Origin of the sequence: Alkalibaculum bacchi (assembly GCF_003317055.1) — a bacterium.
GTDB classification, from domain to species: Bacteria; Bacillota; Clostridia; order Eubacteriales; family Alkalibacteraceae; genus Alkalibaculum; species Alkalibaculum bacchi.
In genome coordinates this window covers 265,647-286,630 of sequence record NZ_QNRX01000001.1, presented here as the reverse complement: position 1 = coordinate 286,630, position 20,984 = coordinate 265,647, and the positions used below count along the sequence as shown (strand labels likewise).

Here is a 20,984-nt window from a genome sequence, read left to right as displayed (position 1 = left end):
AATTATGATAAATTTTGGAGGGGACTAATGTTTGATATACATAGCCATATCCTGTTTGGCGTAGATGACGGTTCTAAAAGCTTAGAACAATCTATAGAGATGACTAAAATAAGCAGCAACGTTGGCTTTACAGATATTATAGCCACTCCCCATTATATAGGGAATACGAAATTTAATAGAGATATGACTGATAATACTCGCTTATTAGCTGATTTAAAAGCAGAAACAATGCATAATAATTTGCCTGTTAGATTGTATCTAGGTAATGAATGCTTTTTAGAATCGAATTTGGTAGATCATTTAAAGGATAAAAAAGTAGCAACTTTAAACGATACACCTTATATCTTATTAGAAGTGCCTAGAAATAAGACGATGTTTAGCAGCCTCCTTAATTTTATCTTTGAGTTACAGTTAAACGGATATTTTGTGATATTAGCGCATCCTGAAAGATATGACTTTGTCATTAATGATATAGATACTCTAAAAGGGCTCATTGAAAGAGATGTTCTGATTCAAATGAATTTACCTAGCTTAGTTGGTGTATACGGACATGAAGTTCAAAATACAGCAAAGAAGATGATTGAGCATAATATGGTTCATCTAATCGGTAGCGATGCACATAATGAAAAAGGATACGAACGGGCTGGTAAAGCTTTGAATATTCTCAAGAGCTCTGTAAGCAAAAATACTTTTGAAGAAATTACAAGGAGTAATCCAAAAGCAATTGTTGAGGGGAAAATTCTCTATCCAGAAGCCCCAATAAAAATAGAAAAGAAAAAGAACTTTTGGCAATTTTTAAAATTTAATCGAGCATAATTTTTCAATTAAAAATACTGCAAAAAATGGCACTAAGGATGGTAGCACCTTTTATATAGGTGCTTTTTTTTGTCCAAAATATTACAAAATTTCATAAATGGATATAGTAATATATAAACTTATGGAACAGACTATCACCTGAAAATACTATTATATCTAAATATGTATTTTTGTCATAATAATGTATAAACAGGAATACACTAATCGGTATTACATAATAGTTTATGGGTGGAAATAAAAAATTGAAGAGTGTGAAGTATCAAATCTATAATACTACAAAAGAGAAATCAAAGATTAATGTGACGGAGGCATATTATGAAAATCAAAAATGCTGAAAAGTACTTTTACTCGAGTCTAGAAAAACAACCCTTAGAGATGTTTAGTGCTGGGAAATTGTACAATAGTTACAAATTCTTTGGAGCTCATAGGATAAATTGTGACGGATATGAAGCAGTTCGTTTCTTAGTATGGGCACCTCATGCAGCTAGTGTTTGCCTTGTAGGTGAGTTTAATGATTGGGATCAAACAGGGTATCCATTAAAGAAAATAAGCCACAATGGTGTATGGGAAATCAGCGTTTTTAATGTGAAGGTCTACGATTCGTACAAGTATAGGATTGTTACCCCTTATGGGGAAGTTTTCTATAAAGCAGACCCTTACGGATTTCATATGGAAGAAAGGCCAAAAAGCGCTTCAAAGTACTTCGACATAGAAAACTATTCATGGAAAGATAGGAAGTGGAGGGAAAGCCTCAAAAAAAGAGATTCTTATGTCAGACCTATATCGATTTACGAAGTCAATTTATTAAGTTGGAAAAAGAAAAAGGATGGCAAACAATACTCTTATAAGGATCTTGCAGAAGAACTGGTTCCCTATGTAAAAGAAATGGGCTTTACTCATATTGAAATTATGCCTATTATGGAGCACCCATATGATGGTTCTTGGGGATATCAGGTTACTGGCTATTTTGCACCAACTAGCCGATTTGGAACACCTACTGATTTTATGTATTTTATCGACTGCTGTCATCAAAATGATATAGGCGTCATATTAGATTGGGTACCCGTTCATTACTGTAAGGATGCTCACGGTCTTTGCCATTTTGATGGTGAAGATTGTTTTGAATCGAGTGACAGAGGTAGAGCAGAAAATGAACAATGGGGAACTGTAAATTTCGATTATGGCAAAACAGAAGTAAGAAATTTCCTCATTTCTAATGCCATCTATTGGCATGAAAAATATCATATTGACGGCATGCGGATTGATGCAGTAGCCTACATGCTTTATTTAAATTTTTCAGGTAAAGACATAAGAAATCAATATGGCGGATATGAACATATTGAAGCTGTAGAGTTTATAAAAGAATTAAACTCTGCTGTATTTTTAAGGTATCCTAAGACCTTAATGATGGCAGAAGAATCTACAGCTTGGCCTCTAGTTACTAGTCCAACGGATGTTGGAGGACTAGGATTTAATTACAAATGGAATATGGGCTGGATGAACGATATTTTAGAGTACATGGAGCAAGACTCACTATTTCGTAAAGGAAATCAAAATGCATTGACCTTTTCTATTACCTATGCTTTTTCAGAAAATTACGTTCTCCCCTTAAGTCATGATGAAGTAGTACATGGAAAAAAATCTCTACTAAGCAAAATGCCGGGAACTTACAAAGAAAAGTTTGCAAATTTAAGATTGCTCTATGCATATATGTACGCCCATCCTGGAAAAAAACTATTGTTTATGGGTGGCGAATTTGGTCAATTTATCGAGTGGAATGAATGGCAGGGTTTAGATTGGCATCTACTGGATTACGAATCCCATGGGAAAATGAGAGAGTTTGTAAAAAACCTAAATAAGTTTTACAGAAGAGAGCCATGTCTTTATGAATTAGACACCACATATGATGGATTTGAGTGGATCGAACATGAAAACCATCAGGAGAGCATCATTGCATTTGAGCGAAAGGGTTCGGAAGGAGATAAGTTAATAGTAGTATTTAATTTTACACCAATTGAGAGAAAGAGATATCCCATAGGTGTGGATAAACTAGGCAGCTATAAAGTTGTTTTAAATAGCAATCTAATAAAATATGGTGGAGACAGTCGTAGTATGAGCGTTTATAAGGCGAAAATATTAGAAATGCATAATAAGCCCTATGCTATTCGCTTGACGATTCCACCCCTTTCTGGTGTGTTTCTCAAGTATAAAGGAAATGAGTAAAGGTAAAAAACCACAATTTTAGAACTAAAAAAATGAATATGTGCACTTCGTCTATTCGTACAAGGAGGATTGATATGAAAAATTACAAGGTAGTTGCTATGTTGTTAGCAGGGGGCCAAGGGTCTAGATTACGAGATTTGACAAAGGAAATCGCAAAGCCGGCTGTTTCTTTTGGAGGGAAATATCGAATCATTGATTTTGTTCTAAGCAATGTTGCCAATTCTGGAATATCTGATATAGGAATTCTTACTCAGTATAAGCCTCATATCTTAAATGAACATATAGGAAATGGAACATCATGGGATTTAGATAGAAGTTGTGGAGGGCTTAGAATATTATCTCCTTTCAGAAATGAGGTTGAAGGAAGATGGTATAAGGGAACAGCCAATGCGATTTACGAAAACATACATTTTATAAACCGTATCGATCCTGAATATATATTGATTTTATCAGGAGATCACATATACAAAATGGATTATTCTAAGATGATTGATGAGCATATCAAAAATGATGCAGATGGCACTATTTCTGTAATTCAGGTTCCTTGGGAAGAAGCCTCCCGATTCGGAATCATGAGTGTAGATGATAACAATCGCATTATCGAATTTGAAGAAAAGCCACCTGTTCCAAAGAATAATTTAGCTTCTATGGGTATATATGTGTTCAATTGGAAGGTATTAAAAAATTATTTGATAAAAATTGAAGAAGATCCTACATCTAACGATGACTTTGGCAAAGATATCATTCCTCAAATGATCGAGGATGAAAAAAGGATGTTTACTTATGTATTTAAAGGATATTGGAAAGATGTTGGGACCGTGAGAAGTTATTGGCAAGCCAATATGGATTTATTGCAAGAAAACAATGAATTAGATATATATGATGTAAATTGGCGAATACGAACAAGAAACAAACATGTACCTCCTCATTATATAGCATCTACTTCAGAAGTAAAAAATTCCATGATCAATGAGGGCTGTATCATAGAAGGAACTCTGAATAAATGCATTTTAGCACATGATATACATATTGAAGAGAGTGCGCAAGTAGAAAATAGCGTAATTTTATCTAATGTAACAGTCAAATCAGGAGCAAAAGTACGAAATTGTATCATCATGGAAGATGTAGTAGTAGAATCAGGTGCCGTTATAGGATCTGATGATGAAATTAGCTTAGTGTCAAGAGAACATATCTTATGTGAATAGGAAGAGTATAAGGAAAAAGAAGGTCTTAAGGACCATTTAAGAGGGGGCTCTAATATGGAAAATTGTTTAGGTGTAATTACATTGGGACAAAAGGATAGTAATTTTGGCGTACTCTGTCGAAAAAGACCAGATGCTATGCTGCCTTTTGGAGGGCGTTATCGACTTGTAGATATTGCCTTATCGAATATGATCAATGCTGGAATAAGTGGTATAGGATTATTTACTGGAAATAAAATAAGATCTTTAATGGATCATGTTCGTAATGGAAAAGCATGGAATTTAAATCGAAATACTCATGGCATTAAAGTGTATCCACCTTTATATGATGATGAACCAATATACCAAAATATTGGCGATATTAATGAATTCAAAAAAAATGAAGTGTTCTTTTTAGAGAACAATATGGATAATCTCTTTTTCTGTACTACGACTATGATAGCGAATATCGATATAGGTAAAGCCTATAGGGATTTTATAAAATCGGAGTCTGATATTACTTTAATCTATAAACATATAGATAATCCAAAGCCAAATTTAGTTGGTTGTAAGCATATAACATTTGATGAAAAAATAAGACTAAAGAGTATTGGCATGTACACTGGAAATAGCCAAGAAATGAACTTATACTTAAAAATGTTTTTTATTAAGAAAAAAATATTCTTTGAAATTCTAAATGAAGCAATTGAAAAGGGAAATAAGCTTTATTTTCAAGATGCTCTATTTCAAGCTATGGATAGATATCAGGTATCCTGTTATAAGTTTGACGGTACAATACAATATGTAAATAGTATTAAGAGCTATTATGAAGCAAATATGAGAGTATTAAATCCAAAATATTCAAAAGAACTATTTTATGAAAATGGTCCAATTATTACAAAGCCAAAAGATGAACCTCCAACTCATTACTTAGCCAATGCTACTGTTAAAAATTCCTATATAGCCAATGGCTGTATTATAGATGGAGTTATAGAAAATTCGATTTTGTTTAGAGGAGTTAAGGTGGAAAAAGGTGCGGTCATCAAAAATTCCATCATCATGCAAAAGTGCTGTATTTCACAAGATGTACATATCGAATACGCTATTTTAGATAAACATATAGTAGTCGAACCTAAAGTCATCCTCATAGGCAATCAGTCCATTCCATATGTTGTAGGAAAGGGAGAGATACTGAGCAATAAAGAAAGTAATCTAAATACTAAGATTAAATCTTTTTTAGGGAACATTGTAGAAAGAGCCGAGGGGGTTATTTGATGTTAAGGATTTTATATGCTGTAGCCGAAGAGAGCCCTTTTATTAAGACAGGGGGGTTAGGTGATGTAGCAGGGGCATTGCCAAAAGTACTAAAAGATCATCACGTAGATGTGAGAGTAGTTCTTCCCTTATATAAGCAAATACATGAAAAGTACGGCAATCAAATGACCAAATTAAGCGAGTTTACTGTTCACTTAGGTTGGAGAGAACAGTATGTAGGGATTATGACATTAGAATTTAATGGAGTCACTCACTACTTTATTGATAATAAATTCTACTTTTTTAGAGATCAAATATACGGTGAAGGTGACGATGGCGAACGGTTTGTTTACTATTCTAAGGTCATTGCCCAGTTGCCAAAATACATAGATTTTAAACCCCAAATTATACATACTAATGATTGGCATACAGCTTTAACTAATGTTTATGTAAAAGAATATGCCAAATACGATTCCTTTTATCAGGAGATAAAGACAGTTTTTACAATCCACAATTTAAGGTATCAAGGTATCTTTGACTCAACTATGTTAGAAGATACAATGGATTTGCCTAGGACTTATTATAATGAAGATGGACTAAAATTTTATGATAATATTAATTTTATGAAAGGCGGAATAGTTTACTCGGATGCAGTAAATACCGTATCAGAATCTTATGCTGAAGAGATTAAATATCCATATTTTGGGGAAAGCTTAGACGGTATCATTAGAAAACACGAGAATAAAATATCTGGCATCATGAATGGCATTGATTATGATGTGTATAATCCTGGGCATGATTCTCATATACATAGAAATTATGATATGAGGTCCATTTCCCGTAAAAAGGATAATAAAGTACACTTGCAAGAAAAATATGGATTACCAATAAATCCAGATATTCCTATGCTTTCTATGGTCACGAGATTAAATGAAATGAAGGGACTTGATTTAATCGCTCATATATTTGACGAATTGATTCAAGAGGATATTCAGTTTGTAGTCTTGGGGATTGGAGATAAAAAGTATGAAGAGATGTTTTGCTGTTTCCAGGATCGCTACCCTGAAAAAGTTGCATCGAGGATATATTTTAACGAGTCCGAATCTCATGAAGTATATGCAGCATCAGATATCTTTGTCATGCCCTCAAAAGTGGAACCTTGTGGGCTTAGCCAATTAATCGCTCTAAAATATGGAACAGTGCCTGTAGTGAGGGCAATAGGAGGATTAAAAGATTCTATTTGCCCATATAATCCATCAACTGGACTAGGAAATGGATTTATATTTGAACATTTTAATGCTCATGGATGTTTATTTGCTATCAAAGAGGCACTAAAGCTTTTTGAGGATAAAACAGTTTGGGATAAGTTAATGAAAGAATGTATGAAATCCATAAATGATTGGAACAAATCATCCAAAAATTACATAGGGATATATGAACTCGTGTCAAATTCGTAATAAAGGGTGATAATATGAATCAGCAAGCAGTAGAAATAGCAGATAATATGAAGCGAATACTTTTAATTCAAACTGGAAAAGGGAAGAATTATAGCAATGTAGAGAAATATACAGCTCTTGGAACTTTGATAAGAGAGTATATCGGAGAAAAGTGGGTACATACCAGAAAAAAGTATGAAGAAGAAAAGGTAAAGCAAGTCTATTACCTTTCTATGGAATTTTTGACAGGAACTTTTCTAAAAAAGAATTTAGATTATTTAAATATATATGAAGATACAAAAGAGGCCCTTGAATCCCTTCATATGTCTATTGAAGAAATTGAGCAAGCAGAATTAGATCAAGGACTTGGAAATGGCGGTTTAGGCAGATTGGCTGCTGCTTTTTTAGATTCTCTAAGTTCTTTGTCTTTACCTGGTTATGGATGTGGCATTAGATATAAAAACGGACTTTTTAAACAAGAAATAGTAGATGGCTATCAAGTAGAAGAGCCAGATAATTGGCTACTAAATGGTAATATATGGGAGTATAAGAGAGTTGACGAAGTTTTTGAAATCTATTTTGGTGGCAAGATTGAGATTTATGACCACGAGGAAAGTTTACACTTTAGTCATATAGATTATGACGTAATAAAGGCTGTTCCTTATGATGTGCCTATTGTAGGGTATCGCAATAATACGGTGAATACCCTTAGGCTTTGGTCTACAGAAGAAAATGACAAGGACTTAAATATAGGGGAGTTTAATAAGGGAAACTACCCTGAGGCTTATAGAAGAAAAGGTGAAATAGAGAGTATTACACAATTTCTTTATCCTAGCGATGAATTTGAATCTGGAAGGATCCTTCGATTAAAACAAGAGTATTTTCTGGTGTCAGCTTCCTTACAAAGCATCATAGCACAGTATAAAAAACGAAATTTTCCTATATCTTGGTTTCATGAGTATGTGGCGATACACATTAACGATACCCACCCTGCTCTAGCAATTCCAGAGCTTATGAGAATACTTATGGATAAAGAGGGAATGGAGTGGGAGGATGCATGGTATATTACAGTAAATACTATGGCCTACACAAACCATACTATTATGCGAGAGGCTATGGAAACATGGGACTATAATCTTTTTAAATGTCTTTTACCTCGAATATGTATGATTGTTGAAGAAATTAACGATCGATATACAGCAGAGCTGAGAGGGAAAGAGATAGAAAACGAAAAGATTGAAAAAATGGCTATTATCTCCCATGGAAGAGTAAGGATGATGCCTTTATCCATTGTGGGCTCACATAGCATTAATGGTGTGGCAAAGCTTCATACAGAAATACTTAAGAACAAAGAATTAAAAGATTTTTATGAAGTTTTTCCAAATAATTTCAACAATAAAACAAATGGTATTGTGCACAGGCTTTGGCTTTTAGAAGCAAATCCTAATTTAAGTGATTTTATTGAAGAACTTATAGGTAGCTCTTTTAAAAAAGAGCCAATAGAGTTAAAGAAATTGTTAAACTTTGATACAGATGAGTTTGTCATAGAACGTATTGTCCAAATCAAACATCAAAATAAAGAGAAGCTTGCTAAATATATATTAGAAGAAACAGGTATAGTCGTAAATCCTTATTCTATATTTGATGTTCATATTAAGCGAATTCATGAATATAAGAGACAGCTTTTAAATATATTACATGTGATGCATCTATACAATAAGCTTAAAGACAATCCAAATCTAGATATGGTGCCTAGGACTTTTATATTCTCAGGTAAGGCAGCAACTAGTTATTATAATGCAAAACAAATTATTAAGTTGATTTGTTCTGTGGCGAGTGTAGTTAACAATGATTTGACCATAAAAGGCAAATTAAAAATCGTCTTTCTTGAAAACTATGGGATAAAATTAGCTACTCAGATCATCCCTGCTGCTGATGTTAGCGAACAAATTTCTACTACGACAAAAGAAGCCTCTGGTACAGGTAATATGAAATTTATGATGAATGGAGCTATAACGATAGCCACATTAGACGGTGCTAATGTAGAAATTGCAAATGAAGTAGGAGATAACAATATTGTTATCTTTGGATTAAAAGATTTCGAGGTATACGATTTATATCGCACAGGAAATTATCATTCCTATGATTTATACCATTCAGATATTGAAATTAGGAGAGTTATGGATCAGTTAATAGATGGTACATTTCACAATCATTATGAGAATTTTCAATCCCTACACGATCGCTTGCTAAGAGATAATGATGATTTCTTTATACTCAAGGATTTTTCCTCTTATAAAATCGCCCACGAGAAAATTGACAATGCCTATAGGAATAAGGTTCATTGGGGTAGGATGTCATTAAATAATATTGCATCATCAGGAGTATTTTCTTCAGATTACACCATAAGGGAATATGCGCAATATATATGGAATATTAAATCAGTAAAAGATTGAGGGTGAAACGATGCCTAATGATCAATACCCTGTATCCCACAAACAGTTAGGATCAATTTATAGCAAGAATAAAACTATTTTTCGCCTATGGGCACCTACACAGGAGAAAATTCTTTTAGCTATTTACGAAAATAGCCTTTGTATCCATAGAATGCTATATAATATGAAAAAGGACATAGATGGGGTATTTGAAATTACCATTGAAAAGGATCTAGAGGGGAAATTTTATACTTTTATAGTGAATGACTCTGAAGTTACAGACCCTTATTCTGTGGCTGTAAGTGAAAATGGAGTGAGAAGTGCAGTAGTGGATTTGAAAAAAACGGATCCTGGTGGTTGGAAAATTCACTCCATTCCTAGGGGGAGTCTTCCTTGTGATACCATTATTTACGAATTAAATCTTATTGATTATACAGGTAAGAAAAATAGCGATAAAAAAGGTGCTTATCTCAGTTTAGTTGATTCAGAAGATAAGGGAAAAGGCTATCAGGAGGGACTTTCACATTTAAAGGATTTAGGAGTGACCCATGTTCATATTCTTCCTGTTAATGATTTCTTGACTGTTGAAGAATGTAAAGAAACAAAACGGGAAAATAATTACAACTGGGGTTACGACCCAGAACACTATAATGTACCAGAAGGTTCTTATTCCTCTGTACCATCTGATCCTAAGAATAGAATTTTTGAGCTAAAAAAGATGATTATGAAATTACATCAAGCAGGAATAAAAGTTATTTTAGATGTAGTTTACAATCATACTTATCGCTCTAAAGATTCAAATTTTAATGTATTGGTTCCTGATTATTATTATCGAATGAAAGAGGATGGAAGCTTTTCTAACGGCTCAGGAGTCGGAAATGAACTGGCTACAGAAAGATCTATGGTGAGAAAATTTATTTTAGAATCTGTAGTGTATTGGGTTAAAGAGTACAAAGTAGACGGATTTCGCTTTGACTTAATGGGTTTGATTGACAAAGAAACAGTAAATGAAATAGTGATAGCTCTTAAGAGAATAGACAAGGAAATTCTCATTTATGGGGAACCGTGGATTGGTTTTGACTCGATCCTACCTATTAAAGAGAGGACATTAAAGGGCTCTCAGGCACATCAAGGTTTTTCTGTTTACAATGATGCATTTAGGGATGGTATCAAAGGTGGAAATGACGATGAAAGCAAAGGATTTATCCAAGGAAATTGTCATATGAAAAACATCGTAGAGACGGGCATTGCAGGAACCATTGATTACGATATTCTTCATAGAGGATTTGCGAAGGATCCGGAAGAAAGCATCAATTATATCAATTCTCATGATAATTTAATTCTTTATGATAAAATAAAAAAGACTTGTCCCTATTCTAGTGAGGAAGAGCTCATTAAATTAAATAAATTTGCATTATCTATACTATTTACTTCTCAAGGGATTCCTTTTATTCATGAAGGAAATGAAATACTGAGAACGAAGCAAATGGTAGCGAATAGTTACGATTCTCCTTTAGCAATTAATAAGATAAATTGGGACTATAAGGAAAGGTATTATGATTTTTATACATTTGTACGAGACCTCATTTATCTGCGCAAAGCTTATAGGTGTTTTCGACTAAACACTGCAGAAGAAATACGACAGAGATTAAAGTTTGTTTCTACAAGAGAATGCACTATAGCTTATACAATCAAAGAAGATCATGACGATTTTGATTATCTATTGATTATTCACAATGCAATGGAAACCCATGTAGGTATTCCATTTACGAGTGTATTTTCAAAAGAAGAAGTTGCTTTAGAGAGTATGAAAGTGAAGAAGATATTTGACGAAAGAGGCATTGCTTACACTACATATGATATAACAAAATCAAAATCCTTTACAGGTGCTCCTCAGTCTACGGTTATTTATCAAATAGTTTTGCGTTGATGATATGTAGTAGATTTTTAGTGAATTTTGCACTGGTATAAAGTTGGAATTGGCTGAATGCGGAAAGCTGAAAGCGGAAACTACCTCGCCTAAAAGCGAGGTTTTTCTTTACAACCACCATTGGTGGATATGCTTTTGCTGACCACCTGACCACCCGACCACCTTACCACCTCGCATCTTCAATTTTCCCTTTAATTGTTGATATTCTAAAGACTTTAATGTATTATTATTATGACTAAAAATACCAAATGTAAGAGAAGTTGAGGAAAAGAAGGTTTATTATGATAGAATTAGGTAAAAAACAAACATTAAAAGTCATACGGAAAGCCAGTGTAGGCTTGTTTTTAAATTCTGCAAATGATCCAGATATGGAAGATATATTACTTCCAAACAATCAAGTTGAAGGGCTTAAGCTTGATGATGATGTAGAAGTATTCGTTTATAAAGACTCTGAAGATCGAATGATAGCTACTAGGAAAGTTCCTAAGATTACTTTAGGCCAAATATCAAGCCTAATGGTAAAGGAAGTAACGAGAATAGGAGCTTTTTTAGACTGGGGTTTAGATAAGGATTTACTCTTGCCTTTTAAAGAGCAAATAGGAAAAGTAAAAAGTGAACATTTCTATTTAGTATGTCTTTATATTGATAAGACAGATCGATTATGCGCTACTATGAAAATCTCAAAATACTTACAATCTCATTCTCCCTATAAAATGAATGATATCGTAAAGGGAACAATCTACAGTATTAACAGAGATATTGGCGCTTTTGTAGCAGTAGAAAACAAGTATCATGGGCTTATTCCAAACAGCGAATTGACTGGTCGCTTGTTTGAGTATGGGGATAAAGTTGAAGCTCGAATCAAAAGGGTAAAATCTGATGGAAAATTAGAGTTAAGTTTAAGAAAAGAAGTTTTTATGCAGATGGACGACGATGCAGAGAAAATATACGCTAGATTAGCAGCAAAGAAAGGCTTTCTTAAGCTAAACGACAATAGTCCTCCTAGTGCCATTAAGGCTGAATTTAATATGAGCAAAAGTGCGTTTAAGAGAGCAATAGGGAGATTGTTAAGAGAGCAGAAAATCAATATAACCGATAAGGGTATTGAATTAAGGCGATAGGAAGTCACTGTTTTTATATGCTAGAAAAAGTTCTGATCTTTAATTTATGTGCAAGGATTAGATTTTGACCTGTTAGACTTGAGTTTAGAGCGCTGGTGGCTTATAACAGATAGCACTTTCTTGGTAGGCAGTGATGGACAGGTTATAGAGTAAAGCATCAGCCTATAGTATAAATTGGAATCAATCGTAATATATTTTAGTAAGACGTTCGAATCAAGGAGGAAACGATGAAACAAGTAATTGGCATAGTATTTGGTGGAAAGTCTGGCGAACATGATGTTTCCTTAATGTCAGCCAGCAATGTAATAGATGTAATGGATAAAAGTAAGTATGATGTGGTTAAAATAGGGATTTCTCGAACTGGCGAATGGATGATGTATAATGGTGATACAAAGAGAATCGCCGCAGATACCTGGCAACAAGATGAAAAAAATCTCATAAAAGGTTTTTCCATATTTGATCACCCTATTATTAAGAATGTAGATGTGTTTTTCCCAATTCTCCATGGGCCAAATGGAGAAGATGGAACCGTTCAAGGTTTGTTCAAATTGCTTGGTAAACCTTTTGTTGGCTGTGGAGTCTTAGCATCTTCTGTAGGAATGGATAAAGTCTATTCAAAGATCTTATTTGAACATGCAGGAATACCTATAGGAGATTATACATCCTTACAAAGAGGCGATTGGAAAACAAGCGAGGAAGATTCTATTGTAGAAATTGAAAAGAAATTGCAATACCCTTTCTTTGTAAAGCCGGCCAATATGGGTTCGAGCGTAGGAATTTCAAAAGTTCACAATCGCCAAGAAGCAATAGAAGGGATAAAAGAAGCTTTTAAGTACGATAGCAAGCTGATTTTAGAAAAGGCTATTAATTGTAGAGAAGTGGAATGCGCTGTTCTAGGGAATGAAAGTCCTATAGCATCCATTTTGGGAGAAATTGTACCTTCTCAAGAATTCTACGATTATAAAGCCAAATATATTGATGGAGATAAATCTGCTTTAATTATACCTGCAAATTTAGATGAGTCTACAACACAACAAATTAGAGAGTATGCAGTAAAAGCCTTTAAATGCGTGAATGGTAGAGGTCTATCTAGGGTAGATTTCTTTGTGGATAAAGACACAGGTGATGTACTTATTAACGAAATCAATACACTACCAGGCTTTACAAATATCAGCATGTACCCTAAATTATGGGAAGCAACTGGAATATCATATGTAGAGTTAATCGAGAGAATCATCTCCTTAGCTATAGACGAATTTAATAGTTAGAAAAGCTGCTCTAAATCAACATAAGAGAGCAATAATCAGTTGTTGCCTAAAACATAAAATACCGACTAATGGAGGGTATAATGGATCAAAATAAACAGAAAGTATTAATTCGAATAAAAGGTACTACAAAACAAGAGGGCGAATCTGACGAAGTAATTGAATTAGTAACTCAAGGCGAAATGTACAAAAAGCGAAAGAGTAATTATATCATGTACAAAGAATCCGAGGTATCGGGCTTAGAGGGGACTACTACTACATTAAAAATTGAAGGCGATAAAATCTCTATTATTCGCTTAGGCACCATGAATTCCCATATGACCTTTGAAAAGGGAAAGAAAAGCTATAATATGTACTCTACTCCATATGGAGAGATGACGCTTAGCATTTGTACACAAGATATTAATATAAATTACAATCAAGAGCACGATCCAACAAATATATATGTAGACTACAATGTTGAGATACAAGGTTTAATGGCTGCCCGCAATATTCTAGATATACAAGTGAAGCACTAAAGAGAGGTTGAAGAGATGAATAGTACCATAGAAAAAGTAATTGAAAATGTCAAATCTGCAATAAATGAAAGTATAAAAAAATGTATTGCTGAGGGAGAATTTACTCTAGAGAGTATTCCTACTATTATCATCGAGGTTCCTAGAGAAGAAAGTTATGGAGATTTTTCTACTAATATCGCCATGCAAATTACGAAACAAGCAAGAAAATCACCTAAATTAATAGGCGAAGCCATTATGAACAATATTAATACAGAAGAAGGCTATATTCAGTCCGTAGAGCTAGCCGGCCCAGGGTTTATTAATTTTCGATTAAAGAAAAGCTGGATCTATGAGGTGTTAGAAGAAATATACGATAAAAGAGATCATTATGGAAATAGTGATATTGGAAAAGGAAAAAAAGTTAATGTAGAGTATATTAGTGCCAATCCTACAGGACCTATGCATATGGGGAATGCTAGAGGGGGATCTATTGGAGATGCCATTGCCGCAGTTTTACATCGAGCAGGATATGAGGTCTCAAAAGAATTTTACATTAATGATGCAGGCAATCAAATTGAAAAATTTGGTCAGTCTTTAGAAGCGAGATATCTCCAAATTATAGGTGAAGACGTAGGGTTTCCAGAGGATGGATATCAAGGTAATGATATCATAGAACATATGAAAAACTTTGTAGATATTCATGGGGATAAATATAAAAAGGTAGACAGTGAAGAGCGAAAAAAGGCTCTTGTAGACTACGCTTTAAAATTAAATATTCAAAAGATCAAAGATGATTTAGCCGAATACGGTGTAAAATATGATACTTGGTTTTATGAGAGCACTTTGCATGAGGCAAATTCAGTGGGAAATATCATAAAAGAGCTTCAAGATAAAGGTCATGCTTATAAAAAAGATGGAGCTATATGGTTTAAGACTTCAAATTTTGGATGTGAAAAAGACGATGTTCTCGTTCGAAACAACGGCATTCCAACCTATTTTGCAGCAGATATTGCCTATCACGCAAATAAACTGCGTACTAGAGAATTCGATTGGTCTATTAATGTCTGGGGTGCAGACCATCATGGACATATTGCAAGGCTAAAAGCAGGTATTGAAGCTTTAGGAATCAATCCAGACAGATTGACAGTAGTTATTATGCAATTAGTTCGCCTCACACGAAAAGGCGAGATCGAAAGAATGTCTAAGAGAAAAGGAACGGCTATATCTTTATCGGATTTGATTGAAGAGGTAGGAAGGGATGCGGCGAGATTTTTCTTTAATCTTAGATCTCCAGATAGTCATCTAGACTTTGATTTAGATCTAGCAGTAGAAGAATCTAATGATAATCCTGTCTTTTACGTTCAATATGCATACGCTAGAATTTGTAGTATCCTAAGACAATTAGATATAGAGGCAAGTTTTTCTCAAGTGTCATTAGCTCTTTTAAAAGAGAAAGAAGAAATTACCCTTATTCGAAAACTAGCAGATTTGCCACAAGAAATCATCAAAGCTGGGGAAAAGCTAGACCCAAGTAAGATAACGAAATATGTTCTTGATTTATCATCTGATTTCCATAGTTTCTACAATGCCTGTAGAGTAAAAGTGGAAGATGAAGAGCTCATGAAAGCGAGAATCATATTAATTCAATGTACGAGACAGGTAATAAAAAATTGTTTAGATATATTGGGCGTAAATGCTCCAGAAAAAATGTAATTAAAGGTGGTAAGGTAGTAAGGTGGTAAGCAAAAACTTATAAGTCACCAAAGGTGACTAAAGGTTTTGCTTAGGACTTACAACGTTATGCCACCATTGATGGCTTTAGTGGTTTTGCTTACCACCTTGAAGCTTACCACCTTACCACCTCTAAAGCGCCCTATGGGCGCTTTATTCTATTGTTCTTAATATTTCTAACAGCCACTGCCAAGATTTCTCAATAGAGGCAATGCTTACATGCTCGTTTGGCGTGTGGACATCGTACATATTTGGTCCTATGGAGATCATATCTAAATCTGAAATTTTTTCTTTAAATATTCCACATTCTACGCCTGCATGTGTTGCAACAATTTTAGGTTCGGTGCCAAAGAGTCTATAATAAGAATCTATTGCTTGATCCCTTAATTTTGAGTCTTTATCAAGTGCCCATCCTGGATAGGCGCTATTGGTATTCATTTCAATTTTTAAAGTATCTGCAATACATTGGCATATTTCTACGATTGTATCTTTTTTTGAGTTTACGCTACTCCTAGCAGAAGAAGTTACGTCTAGTATATCTTCTTTAATTGCCAGTACTGCCGTATTAATTGAACTTTCTACTAAGTCTTTCATATCAGCACTCATAGTTTGTACTCCATTAGGTAAAATCATCAGTAGATTGACAATTTTTTCTGTAGTCTCCTTAGTTAAGCATCTTTTGCAATCGTCTACTAAAGATACACTTACTGAAATATTAGGATCACTTGTAGCATATTCTTCCGCAAAGAGTTCTTGAAATTTTTTCATAGCAGATTCAAAAACCACCTGTACGGAGTCGCATACAACAATAGTTGCTTCCGCTTCACGAGGAATGGCATTATCTTTAGAGCCCCCCCAGATATCTACTAAGTGCATTTTTTTTGCTCTCTTTATATCGTAGAGAATACGAGCCAAAAGCTTATTGGCGTTAGCTCTGTTTAAATTAATATCCATTCCTGAATGACCGCCCTTTAAGCCGGTTATTGAAATTTTATAGCATAAAGAATTCTTAGGTGCAGACATGTATTGTAAATCTACTTCGTGATGAATGCGGATACCTCCTGCACAACTGACCATGATTTCTGTGTCATCTTCTGAATCTAAATTGATTAAATACCTTCCAGATAATTTTGAACCATCGAAATTTGTTGCTCCAGTAAGCCCGGTTTCCTCTTCTACAGTAAACACTGCTTCTATTTTCGGGTGAGATATATTCTTACAATCTAATAACGCTAGAGTCATAGCTACGGCAATGCCATTGTCAGCACCAAGGGTAGTATTTTCAGCATAAATATGACCATCTACAATCCTTAACTTGATTCCTTGGGTTAAAAAATCGTGCTCTACATCTTTATTTTTTTCCCAAACCATATCCATGTGTCCTTGTAAAATTACAATAGGGGCATCTTCATAACCTGGAGATGCTTCTTTTTTGATAAGTACATTATTGTAAGCATCTTGAAACACCTCTAATCCTCGATTGGTAGCAAAAGAAACTAGATAATCGCTAATGGCCTTTTCTTCACCTGAACCTCTAGGGATTTGAGATATCTCAGCAAAGTAACGTAAAACTTCCTTTGGTTCATATTCATAAAATAAATCTGTCATTTCTCTTCTTCTCCTTAGGTAATAATTTCTATTTAATATATTATAGAACTCTTCTTGATTTTATCGTTTTTCTAATGATCATTTTATTCTGATATAAAAATCTGATATAATGATAATATCAGATATATGTAATTTTTATCAAGGCAATTGAGTACAATAGATACTATGTTTACTATTTCGCTAGAAAGGTTCAAAATGACTAAATACAAAAAAACAATATTTTTATTAATCATATATACCACATTCGTGTTGATTCTAACACTAGCTCCATATAAGGAGAGTGTCAAATTTGACGATTCTTACAATTTAACTCTATTTAAAAGTATAAACAATTATGTGAAGCATATGCAAAATTTTGGAATTATCAATTTAGAAGCCTTTAGATACTTGCCCTTTGAAGTGATTCGCTTTGCAAATTCCGTTTTTACGGTTTCTTTTAAAAATATATTAGGGAATTTAGTGCTTTTTCTTCCTTTGGGCTTTTTAACATCATTCTTAATTAAAAGCAAAAAACTAATTTCTGTATTTACGTACAGTTTGCTTTTTTCTACACTAATAGAAGTAATGCAATACATATTTTTAACTAGTCGTAGAGCAGATGTAGATGATGTGATATTGAATACGGTTGGTGGAGTGTTGGGATATTTGATATATAAAATAGGTGGTAGGAAATAGGTGGTAAGGTGGTCAGCAAATATGCGACTTACGTCGCAGTGAACAATGAACAGGGAACAATGAATGATTAACAATATAAAGGGTTGTTGAGTCGCATATTTGTACTGTTCCATGTTCAGTGTCCATTTTTCATTGTTCATTATCCAATGAACTACCTTTTCCAACATGCCAATATACCAATTATACAAGTTCCGCTTTCAGCTTTCCGCATTCAGATACAAAATACAAAGCTGATAACTTACATTTAGAATGAAAAAAAGGTGGCGTGCACATGAAAAACAAAACAATATACATTTGTTCCAACTGTGGTTATGAAAGCCCAAAATGGCAAGGTCGTTGTATGAATTGCAATGAGTGGAACACTTTTGAAGAAGAGGTTCAGATTAAGGGTGCTGGAGCAAAGAATTTTGATAGAGCGCGCAAAGATGCCATTCAATTAAATTATGTCAAATCCTCTAATAGCGAGCGTATTAGGACGGGGATTAAGGAATTCGATCGGGTTATGGGTGGAGGAATCGTTCGGGATTCTCTTACTATTATTACAGCTAAACCTGGTGCTGGAAAATCAACTTTATTATTGCAAGTAGCTCAAGATCTTTGTCTAAGAGGGCATAAAGTAATTTATGCATCAGGTGAAGAAAGTGAAAGTCAAATAAAAAACCGTTCCGATCGATTATTTGATAAAGTGAGCGATAATCTATGGGTGTTTTGCGATAATAGTTTAAACAGTGTAATATATCATACCAATCAAATTAATCCTGATCTTATTATATTAGACAGTATCCAGACTTTTCAGGTAGACGAAATAAGAGACTCAAAAGCAGGTTCTCCTACACAGACTATGGAATGTGCCAATGAACTTCTAAAATTAGCAAAGAATCCAGATAGACCCAGGGCAGTAATCATCGTAGGTCAAATGACCAAAAAAGACGAGATGGCAGGGCTTCGGGCATTAGAACATTTAGTAGATACGGTTTTATTTATTGAGGGAGAGAGTGATGAAGAGTTAAGAGGTTTATCTGTAACAAAGAATCGATTTGGAAGCACGTGGGAAAGAGGGTTCTTCACTATGACGGAAGAAGGGATGGTCTCTATAGATAATCCATCTCAGTTTTTTATGACTCAAAGAGAAGGAGAAAAAACTGTTTCAGGCAGTGCAATAACTGTAATCAGAGATGGATCTAGACCTATTATTGTAGAGATTGAGAGTCTTGTATCCACAAGTTTTTTACCTTATCCTTCAAGAATCAGCGAATGCATAAGAAAAGATCAATTAAATACTTTAGTGTCTATACTAGAACAGAGAGGTGGAATAAAGCTCTTTGATAGGGATATCGTCCTAAAAGCCACAGGAGGTTTAAAACTTAAAGAGCAATCTGTTAATCTTGCTATTATTATGAGCATCGTATCATCTGTACAGAATAGACCCATTAGTAATGGGATAGCCTTCTTAGCAGATGTGGGATTAACAGGGGAGTTAAAAAAAGTACCTTCCCTTGAACTTCGCATTAAGGAATTGGATCGCATGGGCTTCAAACAAGTCTTTATTGCTAAGGGCGCTCTTCCTAAAAATGCAAAATTTGAAGACGTTAAAGTAATTGAAAAAACGATGTTATCAGAAGTAATTGGAAACATCTAAATTAATAATTAATAAGAGCATTTGATGGGTATACTGTATAAAAATACGCCTGTCAAATGCTCTTTTGATTTTTTATTAATACATTTGCTTTGATTTATAATTACATACTTAATTTTATGAATGATATTTGAAACGAAATCTACTTTGAATAAATAAAAACTTAACATAATTTCATAGTTGAACATTTGTTCAATGTGGTTTATAATGTTCATATGCAGTAAGGAAGGTGAAAATATTTGGATTATTCGAAAAGTCTACTGATTAAAGTTGCTGAGTACTATTATAATGAAGATTTAAATCAGCAACAAATTGCTAAAAGGCTTAATATATCGAGAGTTAAAGTATCTCGGCTGTTGACAGAAGCAAGAAATAAGGGGATTGTAAAAATCGAGATTGTATACCCGAAAGATAATTGCATTGAATTAGAAAGACAATTAGAGGAAAAATATCATCTAGAAGAAGTTGTCATCATCTCATCTTCATCAAATTCTCCAGACTCCATTCATATGGAGGTCACAAACACTGCCGCACAGTTTATCGAAGAGAAGGTAAATCCTAAGGATATTATAGGAATTGCTTGGGGGAGAACACTAAAAAGAGTATCCGATCGAATTAGTGAGGTAAACAAAGAAGTAGAAATCGTACAATTACTAGGTAATATCGGTTCAAGTGAATACAGTGGCGATGTGATTGTAAGAAATATCGCAAAATCTTTTCAAGGTAGTATCTATCTTTTGCCAGCCCCTGCGATTGTGGATAATATCAAAATTAAAGAGGCAATTAAAAGCGATGGACAAATTTCGAGTATTTTAGACATGCAAAAGCAGTGCTCATTAGCTATTGTAGGGATTGGCCAAGTAAGTGAAAATTCTACTCTAGTGGTGTCCAATTACTTGAAAAAAGAAGATTTAGAAAGATTGAAGAGTGATGGAGCTGTAGGAGAAGTAGTTGGTAGATTTGTAGATGAAAATGGACAAATATGTAAGACTTCTGTAAATGATAGAGTCCTTGGAATAGAAATAGATTCTTTAAAGGAAATTCCTTGTGTAGTAGCTATCGCTAGTGGTGAAGAAAAAGGAAAATCTATTAAAGCGGTATTAAAAACAGGTTCAATTGATGTATTGATTACTGATGAAAATACTGCACAAAATATATTGAAACTTGAATAGGAGG

General features: G+C 34.0%; 15 protein-coding genes. 14 read left to right on the top strand and 1 reads right to left on the bottom strand.

Features of this window, described 5'->3' with window-relative positions; genetic code table 11:
- Nucleotides 1-27: 27 nt before the first annotated feature.
- From DES36_RS01360 to argS, 11 genes are all read left to right on the top strand, one after another.
- On the top strand, nucleotides 28-816 hold the full coding sequence (locus DES36_RS01360; protein WP_113919425.1) for a tyrosine-protein phosphatase: 789 nt from the start codon (nucleotides 28-30) through the stop codon (nucleotides 814-816).
- Between the two features lie 315 nt (nucleotides 817-1,131).
- A complete protein-coding gene (gene glgB, locus DES36_RS01355; RefSeq protein WP_113919424.1) occupies nucleotides 1,132-3,039 on the top strand; it encodes a 1,4-alpha-glucan branching protein GlgB in 1,908 nt (635 codons plus the stop codon).
- Nucleotides 3,040-3,113: 74 nt separating this feature from the next.
- On the top strand, nucleotides 3,114-4,244 hold the full coding sequence (locus tag DES36_RS01350; RefSeq protein ID WP_113919423.1) for a glucose-1-phosphate adenylyltransferase: 1,131 nt from the start codon (nucleotides 3,114-3,116) through the stop codon (nucleotides 4,242-4,244).
- Between the two features lie 54 nt (nucleotides 4,245-4,298).
- Nucleotides 4,299-5,495, top strand: coding sequence for a glucose-1-phosphate adenylyltransferase subunit GlgD (glgD, locus tag DES36_RS01345; RefSeq protein ID WP_113919422.1), 1,197 nt, complete (start codon nucleotides 4,299-4,301; stop codon nucleotides 5,493-5,495).
- Nucleotides 5,495-6,931: a glycogen synthase GlgA gene (glgA, locus tag DES36_RS01340; RefSeq protein WP_113919421.1), complete on the top strand. Its 1,437-nt coding sequence runs from the start codon at nucleotides 5,495-5,497 to the stop codon at nucleotides 6,929-6,931. Before glgD ends, glgA begins: the two co-directional genes overlap by 1 nt.
- Before the next feature lie 14 nt (nucleotides 6,932-6,945).
- Nucleotides 6,946-9,366 (top strand): glycogen/starch/alpha-glucan phosphorylase, encoded by a 2,421-nt coding sequence (locus DES36_RS01335; RefSeq protein WP_113919420.1) that lies wholly within the window; start codon nucleotides 6,946-6,948, stop codon nucleotides 9,364-9,366.
- A gap of 10 nt (nucleotides 9,367-9,376) precedes the next feature.
- Nucleotides 9,377-11,275, top strand: a complete 1,899-nt coding sequence (pulA, locus tag DES36_RS01330; protein WP_113919419.1) for a type I pullulanase — start codon at nucleotides 9,377-9,379, stop codon at nucleotides 11,273-11,275.
- Between the two features lie 281 nt (nucleotides 11,276-11,556).
- A complete protein-coding gene (locus DES36_RS01320) occupies nucleotides 11,557-12,396 on the top strand; it encodes a CvfB family protein (protein ID WP_113919417.1) in 840 nt (279 codons plus the stop codon).
- A gap of 227 nt (nucleotides 12,397-12,623) precedes the next feature.
- Nucleotides 12,624-13,664: a D-alanine--D-alanine ligase family protein gene (locus DES36_RS01315; RefSeq protein ID WP_113919416.1), complete on the top strand. Its 1,041-nt coding sequence runs from the start codon at nucleotides 12,624-12,626 to the stop codon at nucleotides 13,662-13,664.
- 80 nt (nucleotides 13,665-13,744) lie between these two features.
- The gene (locus tag DES36_RS01310; RefSeq protein WP_170128128.1) at nucleotides 13,745-14,179 is read left to right on the top strand and encodes a YwiB family protein; all 435 of its coding nucleotides are present in this window, start codon (nucleotides 13,745-13,747) and stop codon (nucleotides 14,177-14,179) included.
- 15 nt (nucleotides 14,180-14,194) lie between these two features.
- A complete protein-coding gene (gene argS, locus DES36_RS01305) occupies nucleotides 14,195-15,871 on the top strand; it encodes an arginine--tRNA ligase (protein ID WP_113919414.1) in 1,677 nt (558 codons plus the stop codon).
- Nucleotides 15,872-16,042: 171 nt separating this feature from the next.
- Here the strand turns inward: argS and DES36_RS01300 are convergent, their stop codons facing one another.
- Nucleotides 16,043-17,497, bottom strand: a complete 1,455-nt coding sequence (locus tag DES36_RS01300; RefSeq protein WP_113919413.1) for an aminoacyl-histidine dipeptidase — start codon at nucleotides 17,495-17,497, stop codon at nucleotides 16,043-16,045.
- Nucleotides 17,498-17,662: 165 nt separating this feature from the next.
- Between DES36_RS01300 and DES36_RS01295 the strand changes: the two genes are divergently transcribed.
- The 3 genes from DES36_RS01295 to DES36_RS01285 all read left to right on the top strand — a co-directional run bounded on the left by DES36_RS01295 (nucleotide 17,663) and on the right by DES36_RS01285 (nucleotide 20,980).
- On the top strand, nucleotides 17,663-18,172 hold the full coding sequence (locus DES36_RS01295; protein WP_113919412.1) for a VanZ family protein: 510 nt from the start codon (nucleotides 17,663-17,665) through the stop codon (nucleotides 18,170-18,172).
- A 271-nt stretch (nucleotides 18,173-18,443) separates the two neighbouring features.
- The gene (gene radA, locus DES36_RS01290) at nucleotides 18,444-19,811 is read left to right on the top strand and encodes a DNA repair protein RadA (protein WP_113919411.1); all 1,368 of its coding nucleotides are present in this window, start codon (nucleotides 18,444-18,446) and stop codon (nucleotides 19,809-19,811) included.
- Between the two features lie 236 nt (nucleotides 19,812-20,047).
- Entirely contained in the window at nucleotides 20,048-20,980 is a 933-nt protein-coding gene (locus DES36_RS01285) for a sugar-binding transcriptional regulator (protein WP_113919410.1), read from the top strand.
- Nucleotides 20,981-20,984 lie beyond the last annotated feature (4 nt).

What these genes read in the sequence shown, in the direction of transcription:
- argS (WP_113919414.1), top strand. Translation starts at nt 14,195, where the DNA reads ATGAATAGTACCATAGAAAAAGTAATTGAAAATGTCAAATCTGCAATA.
- DES36_RS01300 (WP_113919413.1), bottom strand. Translation starts at nt 17,497, where the DNA reads ATGACAGATTTATTTTATGAATATGAACCAAAGGAAGTTTTACGTTAC.
- DES36_RS01320 (WP_113919417.1), top strand. Translation starts at nt 11,557, where the DNA reads ATGATAGAATTAGGTAAAAAACAAACATTAAAAGTCATACGGAAAGCC.
- DES36_RS01335 (WP_113919420.1), top strand. Translation starts at nt 6,946, where the DNA reads ATGAATCAGCAAGCAGTAGAAATAGCAGATAATATGAAGCGAATACTT.
- DES36_RS01310 (WP_170128128.1), top strand. Translation starts at nt 13,745, where the DNA reads ATGGATCAAAATAAACAGAAAGTATTAATTCGAATAAAAGGTACTACA.
- DES36_RS01295 (WP_113919412.1), top strand. Translation starts at nt 17,663, where the DNA reads ATGTTTACTATTTCGCTAGAAAGGTTCAAAATGACTAAATACAAAAAA.
- pulA (WP_113919419.1), top strand. Translation starts at nt 9,377, where the DNA reads ATGCCTAATGATCAATACCCTGTATCCCACAAACAGTTAGGATCAATT.
- glgB (WP_113919424.1), top strand. Translation starts at nt 1,132, where the DNA reads ATGAAAATCAAAAATGCTGAAAAGTACTTTTACTCGAGTCTAGAAAAA.
- DES36_RS01315 (WP_113919416.1), top strand. Translation starts at nt 12,624, where the DNA reads ATGAAACAAGTAATTGGCATAGTATTTGGTGGAAAGTCTGGCGAACAT.
- DES36_RS01350 (WP_113919423.1), top strand. Translation starts at nt 3,114, where the DNA reads ATGAAAAATTACAAGGTAGTTGCTATGTTGTTAGCAGGGGGCCAAGGG.
- glgD (WP_113919422.1), top strand. Translation starts at nt 4,299, where the DNA reads ATGGAAAATTGTTTAGGTGTAATTACATTGGGACAAAAGGATAGTAAT.
- DES36_RS01360 (WP_113919425.1), top strand. Translation starts at nt 28, where the DNA reads ATGTTTGATATACATAGCCATATCCTGTTTGGCGTAGATGACGGTTCT.
- glgA (WP_113919421.1), top strand. Translation starts at nt 5,495, where the DNA reads ATGTTAAGGATTTTATATGCTGTAGCCGAAGAGAGCCCTTTTATTAAG.
- radA (WP_113919411.1), top strand. Translation starts at nt 18,444, where the DNA reads ATGAAAAACAAAACAATATACATTTGTTCCAACTGTGGTTATGAAAGC.